13 protein-coding genes and 1 riboswitch are annotated in these 12392 nt (G+C 72.0%); of the genes, 11 read left to right on the forward strand and 2 right to left on the reverse strand.

The features are described 5' to 3' along the window. Positions 1-22: 22 nt before the first annotated feature. Positions 23-202: riboswitch (FMN riboswitch) on the forward strand. An 82-nt stretch (positions 203-284) separates the two neighbouring features. Genes ACE3Q8_RS09995 through ACE3Q8_RS10005 form a run of 3 tightly spaced genes read left to right on the forward strand, consistent with a single transcriptional unit; the run spans position 285 to position 1509 of the window. After that, positions 285-794 carry a 6,7-dimethyl-8-ribityllumazine synthase gene (locus tag ACE3Q8_RS09995; protein ID WP_374470131.1) on the forward strand — a complete coding sequence of 170 codons (510 nt, stop codon included), beginning with the start codon at positions 285-287 and terminating at the stop codon, positions 792-794. After that, entirely contained in the window at positions 794-1222 is a 429-nt protein-coding gene (locus ACE3Q8_RS10000; protein WP_374470132.1) for a PaaI family thioesterase, read from the forward strand. Before ACE3Q8_RS09995 ends, ACE3Q8_RS10000 begins: the two co-directional genes overlap by 1 nt. Further along, on the forward strand, positions 1219-1509 hold the full coding sequence (locus tag ACE3Q8_RS10005) for a DUF1330 domain-containing protein (protein ID WP_374470133.1): 291 nt from the start codon (positions 1219-1221) through the stop codon (positions 1507-1509). Before ACE3Q8_RS10000 ends, ACE3Q8_RS10005 begins: the two co-directional genes overlap by 4 nt. On the opposite strand, the gene ACE3Q8_RS10010 is transcribed toward ACE3Q8_RS10005, so the two are convergent. After that, positions 1506-3089, reverse strand: coding sequence for an ABC-F family ATP-binding cassette domain-containing protein (locus tag ACE3Q8_RS10010; RefSeq protein WP_374470134.1), 1584 nt, complete (start codon positions 3087-3089; stop codon positions 1506-1508). The genes ACE3Q8_RS10005 and ACE3Q8_RS10010 overlap by 4 nt on opposite strands. Positions 3090-3239: 150 nt before the next feature. On the opposite strand from ACE3Q8_RS10010, the gene ACE3Q8_RS10015 reads away from it, so the two are divergent. After that, positions 3240-4319, forward strand: coding sequence for a DUF2157 domain-containing protein (locus ACE3Q8_RS10015; protein ID WP_374470135.1), 1080 nt, complete (start codon positions 3240-3242; stop codon positions 4317-4319). Positions 4320-4345: 26 nt separating this feature from the next. After that, positions 4346-4858, forward strand: coding sequence for a GDYXXLXY domain-containing protein (locus ACE3Q8_RS10020; protein ID WP_374470136.1), 513 nt, complete (start codon positions 4346-4348; stop codon positions 4856-4858). Position 4859: 1 nt separating this feature from the next. On the opposite strand, the gene ACE3Q8_RS10025 is transcribed toward ACE3Q8_RS10020, so the two are convergent. Beyond that, the gene (locus ACE3Q8_RS10025) at positions 4860-5417 is read right to left on the reverse strand and encodes a dihydrofolate reductase family protein (protein ID WP_374470137.1); all 558 of its coding nucleotides are present in this window, start codon (positions 5415-5417) and stop codon (positions 4860-4862) included. 134 nt (positions 5418-5551) lie between these two features. Here ACE3Q8_RS10025 and ACE3Q8_RS10030 point away from each other — a divergent pair, with 134 nt between their 5' ends. The 6 genes from ACE3Q8_RS10030 (at position 5552) to uvrA (ending at position 12384) form a co-directional block, all read left to right on the forward strand. Then, on the forward strand, positions 5552-5899 hold the full coding sequence (locus tag ACE3Q8_RS10030; RefSeq protein WP_374470138.1) for a hypothetical protein: 348 nt from the start codon (positions 5552-5554) through the stop codon (positions 5897-5899). 152 nt (positions 5900-6051) lie between these two features. Continuing rightward, positions 6052-6768: a 2OG-Fe(II) oxygenase gene (locus ACE3Q8_RS10035; protein ID WP_374470139.1), complete on the forward strand. Its 717-nt coding sequence runs from the start codon at positions 6052-6054 to the stop codon at positions 6766-6768. 18 nt (positions 6769-6786) lie between these two features. Then, the gene (locus ACE3Q8_RS10040; RefSeq protein WP_374470140.1) at positions 6787-7257 is read left to right on the forward strand and encodes a DUF1203 domain-containing protein; all 471 of its coding nucleotides are present in this window, start codon (positions 6787-6789) and stop codon (positions 7255-7257) included. Between the two features lie 94 nt (positions 7258-7351). Continuing rightward, positions 7352-8023, forward strand: a complete 672-nt coding sequence (locus tag ACE3Q8_RS10045) for a hypothetical protein (protein ID WP_374470141.1) — start codon at positions 7352-7354, stop codon at positions 8021-8023. An 80-nt stretch (positions 8024-8103) separates the two neighbouring features. Next, the gene (locus tag ACE3Q8_RS10050; protein WP_374470142.1) at positions 8104-9315 is read left to right on the forward strand and encodes a dipeptidase; all 1212 of its coding nucleotides are present in this window, start codon (positions 8104-8106) and stop codon (positions 9313-9315) included. 168 nt (positions 9316-9483) lie between these two features. Further along, positions 9484-12384 carry an excinuclease ABC subunit UvrA gene (uvrA, locus tag ACE3Q8_RS10055; RefSeq protein WP_374470143.1) on the forward strand — a complete coding sequence of 967 codons (2901 nt, stop codon included), beginning with the start codon at positions 9484-9486 and terminating at the stop codon, positions 12382-12384. Positions 12385-12392: the final 8 nt, after the last annotated feature.

Raw genomic sequence — 12392 nt, forward strand, 5'->3', positions numbered from 1 at the left:
ATGCCGCCGAGTGCTCGGCGGCCTACGTTCTCAGGGCGGGGTGGAACTCCCCACCGGCGGTAATGCCTCCCGAAGCTCCGTCAGGAGCTCAAGGGGGACGAGCCCGCGGGCGCCCTCCGAAGCCCCTCGGGGCGGCGGAGGGGACGAGCAGACCCGGTGCGATTCCGGGGCCGACGGTCATAGTCCGGTTATGAGAACCGTCGTCGCGTCAGGGGCGGAGTCCGTCCGTGCGCGTCGGCGTCTCCCTGAGTCGTGGTCCCTCGAACCCGGTCAGGGAGAGAACCATGACCCAAGTCGCTTCCGTTCCGCTTTCCGGCGAACTGCCCACCGCCAACGGCGCCTACCGCGCCGCCAGGATCGCCTTCATCCATTCCCTCTGGCACGCCGACATCGTGCGCGAAGCCCATGCGGGCTTCATGGACGAGATCGTCGCCCTCGGCTTCCCCGCCTCGGCGGTGGACGTCTTCGAGACCCCCGGCGCGTTCGAGATCCCGCTACACGCCCAGACGCTCGCCCGCACGGGCAAGTACGCCGGCATCGTCGCCGCGGGCTTCGTGGTCGACGGCGGGATCTACCGCCACGAGTTCGTCGCCGAGACGGTGATCCGGGCGCTGATGCAGGTCCAGCTCGCCACGGAGACGCCGATCTTCTCGGTGGTGCTGACGCCGCACCATTTCCACGAGCACGACGTCCACCAGAGGTTCTTCCACGGCCACTTCCGCGTGAAGGGCCAGGAGGCGGCCCGCGCGTGCGCCGGCACGCTGGAAAGCCTCGCCCGGCTGGCGGCCGCGTGATGGACGCCCGGTCCGACATCCCCGCCGGCTTCGCGCGGCACGACCGCCGCAGCCCGCTCACCGAGCCCTGGGAGCCGATCTACAGCCGCCTGGACGGCGACGACGTGGTCCTGGCCCTGCGCGCCGGCGACGCCCACACCAACAGCCGCGGCTTCGTCCACGGGGGGCTGATCTCGGCGCTGGCCGACAACGCCATGGGTCTGTCCTGCGCGCGCCGCATTGGCGCCGCGGGCGGGCTGGTGACGGTGAACCTGGCGGTCGACTTCCTCGGCGCGGCGCTGAAGGGCCAGTGGCTGGAGTTCGACACGGTCTTCGTGAAGCCGGGCTCCACCCTCTGCTTCGCCCAGGCCTTCGTCACCGCCGACGGCCAGCCCTGCGCCCGGGCGAACGCCACCTTCCGGGTGCTGACCCGGAGGGCGGCGGCATGACCTGCTACCTCGTGGGCCGGATCGCCATCCACGACCGGGAGCGCTACGGTCGCTACGCCGCGGCGTTCCTGCCGGTGCTCAAGGCGCACGGCGGCCGGCTGCTGGCGTCCGAGGAGACCCCGGAGGCGCTGGAGGGCGAATGGGACGGGCGCAAGCTCGTCCTCCTCGCCTTCGAAGACCGCGCCGCGGCGCTGCGCTGGGCGGAGTCGCCCGAGTACCGGGCCATCGCCGAGGACCGCATCGCGGGCTCGGACGCCATCGTCGTGCTCGCCGAGGGCTTCGGCTAGCTCAGCGACAGCTCCCGACCGATCCCGACCGCCGCCAGGAAGTCGGGATCGTGGCTCACCACCAGGAGGGCTCCGTCGTAGCCGGCGAGCGCCGCCTCCACGGCGGCGACGGAGTCCAGGTCCAGGTGGTTGGTGGGCTCGTCGAGGATCAGGAGCTGTGGCGGCTGGTCCGCCATCAGCACGCAGGCCAGGGCGGCGCGCAGCCGCTCGCCCCCGGAAAGCTCGGCCACCCGCCGGTCGGCGGCGACGTTGCGGAACAAGAAGCGGGCCAGCGCCGCCCGCGCGGCGTTGTCGCCGGCCTGCGGGTTCAGCCGCCGGAAGGCCTCCACCAGCGTCTCCTGCGGCCGCAGCAGCGCCGTCTGCTGGTCCAGGAAGGCCGAGGGGGCGTTCCGCCGCACCCGCCCCTCCGTCGGCTCGAGCTCGCCGGCCGCCAGCCGGATCAGGGTCGTCTTGCCTGCCCCGTTCGGGCCGGTGACCGCCACGCGCTCCGGGCCGGTGATCTGCAGCGACACCGCGTCCAGCCGCCGCGGTCCGCCGGGGTAGCCGAAGGCCACCTCGTCCATCGCCAGGACGTTCCGACCGGCGGGCAGGCCGGACGACGGCAGTTCGAAGGCCAGGGCCCGCACCGGCTCCACCCGCGCCTTCGCCGCGGCCAGGTCCTCCGCCGCCTCGCCGCGCAGGCGTTCGGCCAGCGCCTCGCCGCGCCCGGCGCTCTCCTGCGCCCGCCGCTTCAGCCCGCCCAGCAGGATCCGCGGCGCCGAGCCCGACCGGGCGTAGCGCCGGCCCCCCGCGTCGCGCCGCGCCTTGCGCTCGGCCACGGCCTGCGTCTCGCGGGCGACCCGTTCGACCGCACGCTCGGCCTGGTCCAGGGCCCGCTCGGCGGCGGCGGCCTCGGCCGCCTTGCGCTCGGCGTAGAGGTCGTAGCCGCCGCCGTAGACCCGTGCGCCCAGCCCGGTCAGCTCGACGATCCGGTCCATCCGGCGCAGCAGCCCGCGGTCGTGGCTGACCACCAGCGCCCCGCCCTTCCAGCGGCCCAGCACCTCGCCGACCAGCGCCCTCGCCTCGGCGTCGAGGTTGTTGGTCGGCTCGTCCAGCACCAGCAGGTCGGGCCCGGCGGCGACCAGGCCGGCGAGCGCCGCCCGGGTGACCTGCCCGCCGCTCAGGGTCGCGGCCGGCCGGTCGGGATCGAGCCCTGCCAGCCCGACGCCGGCCAGCGCCTCGGCGAGCCTGGCCTCCAGGCCCCAGTCGGCGTCCGCGAAGTCGGCCTCGGTCCCCGACCCGGCCTCGATCCGCGCCAGCCGCCGGAGCGCGTCGGCCAGGCCCATCAGCTCGGCCACCGTGGCGCCCGGCGGCGGCTGCAGCGCCTGGCGCAGCACGCCCAGGCGCCCGCGCACGGTCACGGTTCCGGCGAGCGGCGCGAGCTCGCCCAGGATCAGGCGCAGCAGCGTGGTCTTGCCCACGCCGTTGCGGCCGACCAGGCCGGTGCGCTCCGCCCCGAAGGCAAGAGTCAGGTTGTCGAGAAGGGCGCGGCCGTCAGGCGCGCGGAAGCTCAGGGAATCGAGCGTGACGAAGGCGGGCATGGGAGACCAGGGTCGCGTGGGCGTTCGGGACGAGGCGGGTGTCCGTCGCTTGGCGCATGGCGGTCTCCTTGGTGCGGGCCGGCGTTCTAACGCCGCGGAACCGGCCCCGCAATTGCGGGCCGCGGCCAAGTCGGCCACTCTCAGCCGCGCATGGCCAGCTATCGACGCCGCCTCGAGAGCGACCTGGACGCCTGGATCCGCGACGGCCTCGTGCCCGCCGCGAGCCGGGAGGCGATCCTCGCCGGCGTCGGCCGGGAGCGCCGACTCGACGCCGCCACCGCGCTCGCCGCCATCGGCGCGTTCCTGGCGGGCGCCGCCGTGATCGCCTTCGTGGCGGCGAACTGGTCCGAGATCCCGCGGATCGTCCGCTTCGGCCTGATCCTGGCGGCCTTCCTCGCCTCCGCCCTGGGCGCGGCCTGGGCGGCCGGGCGCGGCCGGGAGGTCACCAAGAACGTCCTGCTCAGCGTCGCGGCCCTGGTGTTCGCCGCCGCCATCGGCCTGACCGGCCAGATCTTCGACCTGGCGGGCGATCCGGCGGCGGCGCTGCGCGGCGCAGGCCTTGGCGCGGCCGTGCTGGCGCTGGCGGGGCGATCCCCCTGGGCCGGCGCGGCCGCCGTGCTTCTGACGCTGGCCGGCGACGCCGCCGCGCCCGGCGTCTTCGACGGCGTGGCCGAGCGGCTGCCCTACGGCAGGATCGAACGCCTGCCCTGGACCCTGGCCTTGGCGCCGCTCGCGGCGGCGCTCGCGATCCGGTGGCGGTCGGCCCCGCTGGCCCATGCCGCGGGCCTCGCGGCCGTCGTCATCGTCGCCCTGCGGCTGACGAGCGGAGAGCCACGGACGACGTTCCTGGTCACCAGCCTGGTCTTCGCCGGCCTCGCCGCCGCCGCCCGCCACGGACGGGAACGCTACGGCGGCCCGACGACGGTCCTCTACGGCTGGTGCGTGCTGGGAGCCCTCGCCTACTTCGGCCTGTCGGGCTTCGGCGACGGCGGCATGCCGCTCCTCCACCCGGTGGCCTGGCTCGCCCTGTCCGCGGGCGCGGTAGCGCTCGGCCGGCATGACGCCCATGCGATCGTCAGCGCGGTCGGCGTCGTCAGCCTGATCGCCGCGGGCCTGGCGTTGCTGTTCGACTTGGGCGTCGGGCTGCTCGCCTCGGCGGGCGTCTTCGCCGGACTGGCGGTGATCGCGTTGGCCATAGCCGTTCTCCTGCGCCGCTCGAGCCCGGCTTGAGCCTTGGCCTTCCCGCGAGGATCGCCGTGGCAGCCGCCCTCCTCGTCGCGGCGCTCATCGGCCTGGTCGTTCGGGAGAGCGCCGCCCGCGCCGCCGGAACCGAGGTGCGGCTCGCCATCACCGGCTTCGATCCCCGGTCCCCGCTCAGCGGACACTACATGCGGTTCCAGATCCGCGACCGGGGCGAGGTCGACGGCTGCCCCGCGCCGATGATCGGCTCCTACGATCGCCACTGGATCGCCCTGCGGCGCGACGGGGTGCGCCACCGCGCCGTGGCGGTCGCCCAGGACCGCGAGAGCGCCGCAGCGCTCGGTCTCCCCGTCCAGGGACGCCTCTACTGCGGGGACGGCGAAGCGACCCTGGACCTCGGGGTCGACCGCTTCCACGCCAGCCAGGCGGAGGCCGAGGCGATGCAGGAGGCCTTGCGGGCGCCCGGCGCCGCGGGGGCCTTCGCCGTGGTCTCCATCGGCCGCGACGGCAAGGCCCGGCTCAAGGGCGTGATCATCAACGGCCGCCGCACCGACCTCGACTGGCTTTGACTCAGGCCGCCCGGCGGTAGTGCATGGCCACCGCCCCGCATCGGAGCGGCTCCGCCGACACCAGCTCGAGCCGCCGCGTGGCGGGCAGCCCGGTCTCGTAAAGGGTCGGCCCGTGGCCGGCGATCCTCGGGTGGACGAGGAACCTGTAAGCGTCGATCAGGTCCAGCCGGTCCAGCTCGGCGGCGAGCTTGCCGCTGCCGAGCAGCACGCCCGCCGGCGTGGCGTCCTTCAGCCTCTGCACGCCGGCGCGCAGATCGCCGGCCAGGTGGTGGCTGTTGGTCCACGGAAAGCTCGTCCGCGTCGACGACACCACGTACTTCGGCTTGGCCTCCAGCTTGACCGCCCACTCGCGGATCGCCGGCGGCGCCCCCACCTCGCCCCGGGCGACCGCCGGCCAGTAGCCTTCCATCATCTCGTAGGTGACGCGCCCCCACAGCATCGCCCCGGCCTCATCCATGAGGCGGGTGAAGAAGGCGTGGGTCTCGTCGTCGGCGATCCCCTCCTGGTGGTCGACGCAGCCGTCCAGGGTGACGTTGATACTGAAGGTCAGCAGTCCCATCCGGCGACCCTAAGCCATCGGCCGGACCGGAGGTAGACGGACGGCTCGCGACGGATGTCGCCTCTCCGCAACCGACCCGTTGCTGACCGTTCCCCGAGCACCTAGTCTTCGGGGGGACGGAGGCGATCGAGTTGATGCCCACCATAGCGGCCACGGCTGTGACTTTGGTTGCTGTGGCGTGTCTGACGGCCATGTCGGTGCGCGCCGACCGCCGCTTCGGGATGGAGCGTCGACTGCCCATGCAGTGGCTTCTGGATGGGACGGTGACCTGGACCGCGCCACGTCCCGTGGCGCTGGCCTTTACGCCTGTGTTGGCCGCAGGATGCCTCGCCTGCATGGCTGCCCTGTCCATATTCCTGAAGCCTCGACCGGGTCAGGAACACCTCGCGCTGCCGGTGCATGTCCTAGTTGCGCTGGTCTTCGTCGCCGCGCACGCGCTCCATCTCCGGCTTATCCAGCGAACGCTCCGGCGGCAGCGCTAACCCCCCTCGAAGAGCGCCGCCGACGCCTGCTAACGACGCCGCGGCGATCTTCAGAACGTCGGCGTGCAGGCGGGCGCACCGCCTGGCGGCTTTCGGACCTGTGTTGAATTCGCCCGGTTGAGGCTTGGCCGGTCGGGCGCGATCTCTCGCCCATGGACGCCGCCCTTCCCCTGCCCCGCCTCTCGACCCTCGACTGGGCCGCAGTCGCCGCCGAGCTGGACGCCCACGGCTGCGCGCTCGTCCCGGACCTGCTCGATCCGGAGACCTGCGCCGCCGTGGCCGGCTGGTACGACCGGCCGGCGCTGTTCCGCAGCACCGTGGTCATGGCCCGGCACGGCTTCGGCCGCGGCGAGTACCGCTACTTCACAGATCCGCTGCCGGACCTGGTCGCCCATCTGCGGCGCGCGCTCTACCCGCCGCTGGCGCAGATCGCGAACCGCTGGGACGCCTGGCTTGGCGTCGAGCCCCGCTTCCCCGCCACCCACGCCGAGTTCCTGGCCCGCTGCCACGGCGCCGGCCAGACGCGGCCGACGCCGCTCCTCCTGCGCTACGGCCCCGGCGACTACAACTGCCTGCACCAGGACCTCTACGGCGAGCACGTCTTCCCGCTGCAGGCGGCGATCCTGCTCGACGCGCCGGGCCGCGACTTCGAGGGCGGCGAGTTCGTCCTCACCGAACAGCGGCCGCGGATGCAGTCCCGCGTCGAGGTCGTCCCGCTCCGGCGGGGCGACGCCGTGATCTTCCCGGTCCGCGAGCGGCCCGTGACCGGCGCCCGCGGCCCCTATCGCGTCAATCTTCGACACGGCGTCAGCCGGCTGCGAGCCGGCCGCCGCCACACCCTCGGCGTCATCTTCCACGACGCCGCCTGACCTGAAGGAGTCCGTCCCATGTCCTACGTCGTCTCCGGCCTGCCGCTGGAGGAATTCCGCCCCCTGTTCGGCCTCTCCGACGCCGACCTCGCCGAGCGCGGCGTGCTACGCTGCACGGCCGACGCGCCCGTGGGCTTCCCCTGCCGCGTGAGCCTGGCCGACGCCCGGCCCGGCGAGACCCTGCTGCTCCTGAACTACGAGCACCAGGCCGCCGACACGCCCTACCGGTCGCGCCACGCGATCTTCGTCGGCGAGGCCGCCACGGAGACCGCCCGCTACGTCGACGCGCTGCCGCCGGTGCTCACCGTCCGGCCGATGATCTCGCTCAGGGCGTTCGACGCGGCCGGCATGATGGTGGACGCCGCGCTCGCGCCGGGCGCGGAGCTGGAGCCGGCCGTCGAGCGCCTGCTGGCCCGGCCGGACACCGCCTACCTCCACGCCCACAACGCGGGGCGCGGCTGCTACGCCGCCCGGATTGACCGCGGCTAGATGTCCGACGCGGCGAGACGTCTCCTCCCGCCGCGCCGCAGCCCGGCATAGACCCCGCGCGACCCCGGGCCGCCCAGGCCCACCGGAGACCCTCATGCGCTTGTTCAAGATCCTGGCCGCCGCGGCGGCGCTCGCCGCTGCGCCCGCGGGCGCGGCCTTCGCCCAGTCCGGGCCGTTCGCCATCGGCCTGAACGCCGGCACGCCAGGTCTTGGCGTGGAAGCCAAGCTCCGCGTCGGCGACCGCCTGGTGGTCCGCGGCGGCGGCGACTGGCTGAACCTCAGCCACGACGAGGACTATTCGGGCGTGAACTACGACGGCAAGCTGAAGGCCGCCACGGCGGGTCTGTTCGCCGACTGGCATCCCGGCGGCTCGGCCTTCCTGGTTTCGGGCGGCGCCTACTTCGGCGATCGCAAGCTCGACCTCACGGCGCGCCCGACCGGCCCGGTGGAGATCGGCGGGGCGACCTTCACGCCGGCCCAGGTGGGACGGATCGACGGCAAGGCCAAGCTGTCGTCGGCGCAGCCCTTCGTGGGCGTCGGCTTCGACAACACCTTCACCACAGAGCGGGCCTGGGGCTTCCGAGCCCTGGTCGGCGTCTCGTTCTCCGACGACCCGGACGTGAGCCTGCAGGCCTCCGGCGGGACGCTGTCGGGCGACCCGACCTTCCAGGCGCGCCTGCGCCAAGAGGAAGCCGACATCCGCGACGACGCCAAGGACTTCAAGTACTACCCGGTTGTCCAGATCGGCGTCAGCCGCCGGTTCTGACCCGCGCGGACCTGCGGGGCGGCTCGACCCGACGCGGCGGGTGTGGATACGGTGGCGCTCCATTTCGCCTGGAGTCCTCCGTGTCCGTCCGCACCGCCCTTCTCGCCGCCGCCCTCCTCGCCTCCGCAGCCTTCCCCGCGACCGCCCAGGGCCGCGCCGACCGGAGCCTGCACGAAGGCCTGACGGTCCTCGACACCCACTTCGACACCCCGGCCCTGTTCCACGTGGAGGGCTGGGACATCCTCGACCGGCACGACGTGGCCAGGGACGGCAGCCAGGTGGACCTGCCGCGGATGATCGACGGCGGCGTCGACGGCGGCGTATTCGTGGTCTTCACCGCCCAGGGCCCGCGCACGCCCGAGGGCCATGCCGCCGCCCGCGACTTCGCGCTCGTCCGGATCAACGAGATCCGCGAGATGGCCGCGCGCAACCACCAGCAGTTCCGGATCGTCACCACCGCCGCCGAGGCCCGCGCCCTCGCCAACGGCAAGACGCGTTTCGTTTTCATCAGCCTCGAGAACAGCTACCCGCTGGGCCGCGACCTCAGCCTGATGAAGACCTTCCACGAGCTGGGCGCGCGGATGATGAGCCCGGTCCACTTCCGCAACAACGACCTGGCCGACTCCGCCACGGACAAGCCCGAGCACAACGGGCTCTCGCCGCTCGGCCGCCAGTGGGTGGCCGAGGCGAACCGGGTCGGCATCGTGATCGACGCCAGCCACGCCTCCGACGCCTCCACCGAGCAGATGATCGAGCTGTCCAAGGCGCCGATCATCCTGTCCCACTCGGGCGTCCGCGCCGTCTACGACCACCCCCGCAACCTGCCGGACGACCTGCTGCGCAAGCTGGCGGCCAAGGGCGGGGTGATCCAGCTCAACGCCGTCTCGTCCTACGTGGCGGCCGCCCAGGCCCCGAACCCCGAGCGGGACAAGGCGCTCGCCCAGCTTGGCCGCAAGTACGGCGATGAGCCGAAGACGCTCGACCTGATGCGGAAGATGACCGCCGAGCGGAACGCCGTCCTCGCCCGCTACGGCGGCGCCAAGCGGGCCAGCCTCGACGACTTCGTCCGACACATCGACCACGCCATCAAGGTGGCCGGCATCGACCACGTGGGCGTCAGCGGCGACTTCGACGGCGGCGGCGGGGTGGAGGGCTTCGACGGCGCGGCCGACTTCCCGAACCTGACCGCGGCGCTCCGCGCCCGAGGCTACTCCCGCAACGATGTGGCCAAGATTATGGGCGGCAACGCCCTGCGGGTCTTCGACCAGGCCCAGGCCGCCGCCGCGCGCTGAGCCGGCTTTGTTCTCCCTGCTGACACCGTTGTGTCAGCAGGGCCCGCGGCGGGCCGACGCAGGCCCTTCGTTCCGCTTGCGTTCTGGTGTTATCTACGAGTCGGATAACTACATTTGGCAGCTCGCCCGGGGGACCTCTCCGCGGGCGTTCAGTGTTTCCGGGACAAGATGGCCGACCAGACGAACATGATCCGCGTCCGCGGGGCGCGTGAGCACAACCTCAAGGACGTGAACGTCGACATCCCGCGCGGCGAGCTGGTCGTCCTGACCGGCCTCAGCGGCTCGGGCAAGAGCTCGCTGGCCTTCGACACCATCTACGCCGAGGGCCAGCGCCGCTACGTCGAGAGCCTCTCGGCCTATGCGCGCCAGTTCCTGGAGCTGATGAGCAAGCCCGACGTGGACCTCATCGAGGGCCTGTCGCCGGCCATCTCCATCGAGCAGAAGACCACCAGCCGCAACCCGCGCTCCACCGTGGGCACGGTGACCGAGATCCACGACTACATGCGCCTGCTGTGGGCGCGGGTGGGCGTGCCCTACTCGCCGGCCACCGGCCTGCCCATCGAGAGCCAGACCGTCAGCCAGATGGTGGACAAGCTCTCGGCGCTGCCCGAAGGCACCCGCCTGTACCTGCTGGCCCCGGTGGTCCGCGGCCGCAAGGGCGAGTACCGCAAGGAGATCGCCGAGTGGCAGAAGGCCGGCTTCCAGCGCCTGAAGATCGACGGTGAGTTCTACCCGATCGAGGACGCGCCGGCGCTCGACAAGAAGTTCAAGCACGACATCGACGTGGTCGTGGACCGGCTGGTCACCAAGGCCGGCCTCGAGGGCCGCTACGCGGACTCGATCGAGACCGCGCTGAAGCTCGCCGACGGTATCGCCGTGGCCGAGTGGGCCGACAAGGACCCCGGCGAGGAGCAGCCCCGCCGGCTGATCTTCTCCGAGAAGTTCGCCTGCCCGGTCTCCGGCTTCACGATCAGCGAGATCGAGCCGCGGCTGTTCTCGTTCAACAACCCCTACGGCGCGTGCCCGGTCTGCGACGGCCTGGGCGCCAAGCTCGCCTTCGACGCCGACCTGGTGGTCCCGGACAAGGACCGCACCCTGCACAAGGGCGCCATCTCGCCCTGGGCCAAGGGCCCCTCGCCCCTCTACACCCAGACGCTGCAGGCGCTGTCGCGGCACTACGGCTTCTCGATGGACGCGCCCTGGCACAAGCTGGCGGAGAGCGCGAAACAGGTGATCCTGCACGGCTCGGGCGGCGACAAGATCCGCTTCATCTACGACGACAACGCCCGCAAGTACGAGGTCAACAAGACCTTCGAGGGCGTGCTGCCGAACCTCGAGCGCCGCTGGCGCGAGACCGACAGCTCCTGGGTGCGGGAGGAACTCGGCCGCTACCAGTCCGAGACCCCCTGCGAGGCCTGCTCGGGCTACCGCCTGAAACCCGAAGCCCTGGCCGTGAAGATCGACGGCAAGCACATCGGCGAGGTCTCCACCCTCTCCATCAAGCACGCCGGCGAGTGGTTCGAGAGCCTGGACCGGGTGCTCACCGACAAGCAGATGGAAATCGCCCGGCGGATCCTGAAGGAGATCAACGACCGCCTGCGGTTCCTGGTCAACGTCGGCCTGGACTACCTGAACCTCTCCCGCGCCTCGGGCACCCTGTCCGGCGGCGAGAGCCAGCGCATCCGCCTGGCCAGCCAGATCGGCTCGGGCCTGACCGGCGTGCTCTACGTGCTCGACGAGCCCTCCATCGGCCTGCACCAGCGGGACAACACCCGCCTGCTCACCTCGCTCAAGGGCCTGCGCGACCTGGGCAACTCGGTGCTGGTGGTGGAGCACGACGAGGAGGCGATCCTCACCGCCGACTACGTCATCGACATGGGCCCGGCGGCGGGCGTGCACGGCGGCGAGATCATCGCCCAGGGCAAGCCCGACGAGATCATGGCCAACCCCAAGAGCCTCACCGGCCAGTACCTCTCCGGCGCCCGCGAGATCGAGGTCCCCGAGGACCGTCGCCCGATCTCGAAAAAGAAGGTGCTGAGGGTCGTGGGCGCCAATGGCAACAACCTGAAGAACATCACCGGCGAAATCCCGGTGGGCACCTTCACCTGCATCACCGGGGTGTCCGGCGGCGGCAAGTCCACCTTCACGATCGAGACGCTCTACAAGGCCGCCGCGCGCCGGCTGCACAATGCGTCGGATGCGCCCGCCCCGCACGAGCGGATCGAGGGCCTGGAGCACTTCGACAAGGTCATCGACATCGACCAGAGCCCGATCGGCCGCACCCCGCGGTCGAACCCGGCCACCTATACCGGCGCCTTCCAGCCGATCCGTGACTGGTTCGCGGGACTGCCGGAGGCCAAGGCGCGCGGCTACGGCCCGGGGCGGTTCTCGTTCAACGTCAAGGGCGGCCGCTGCGAGGCCTGCCAGGGCGACGGCCTGATCAAGATCGAGATGCACTTCCTGCCGGACGTCTACGTCACCTGCGACGTCTGCCACGGTCATCGCTACAACCGCGAGACCCTGGAGATCATGTTCAAGGGCAAGAACATCGCCGATGTCCTTGATATGACGGTCGAAGAGGCGGCCGAGTTCTTCAAGGCGGTGCCGCCGATCCGGGAGAAGATGGAGACGCTGAAGCGCGTCGGCCTGGGCTATGTGAAGGTCGGCCAGCAGGCCACCACCCTGTCCGGCGGCGAGGCCCAGCGGGTGAAGCTCTCCAAGGAGCTGTCTCGTCGCGCCACGGGCAAGACGCTCTACATCCTCGACGAGCCCACCACGGGCCTGCACTTCGAGGACGTGAAGAAGCTGCTTGAGGTGCTCCACGAGCTGGCCGATCAGGGCAACACGGTGGTGGTCATCGAGCACAACCTCGATGTCATCAAGACCGCGGATTGGCTGGTGGATTTCGGTCCCGAGGGGGGCGACGGCGGCGGCGAGATCGTCGCCCAGGGCACGCCCGAGCAGGTGGCCGAGAACCCGCGGAGCTGGACCGGCCGCTACCTGCACGAGCTGCTGGAGCGCCATCGCCAGCGCCGCGGCGAGCGTCGCAAGAAGCTGGCGAGGGCGTAGAACGGACG

It is taken from the genome of Phenylobacterium sp. (assembly GCF_041913825.1).
In the GTDB taxonomy this organism is placed as follows: domain Bacteria; phylum Pseudomonadota; class Alphaproteobacteria; order Caulobacterales; family Caulobacteraceae; genus Phenylobacterium.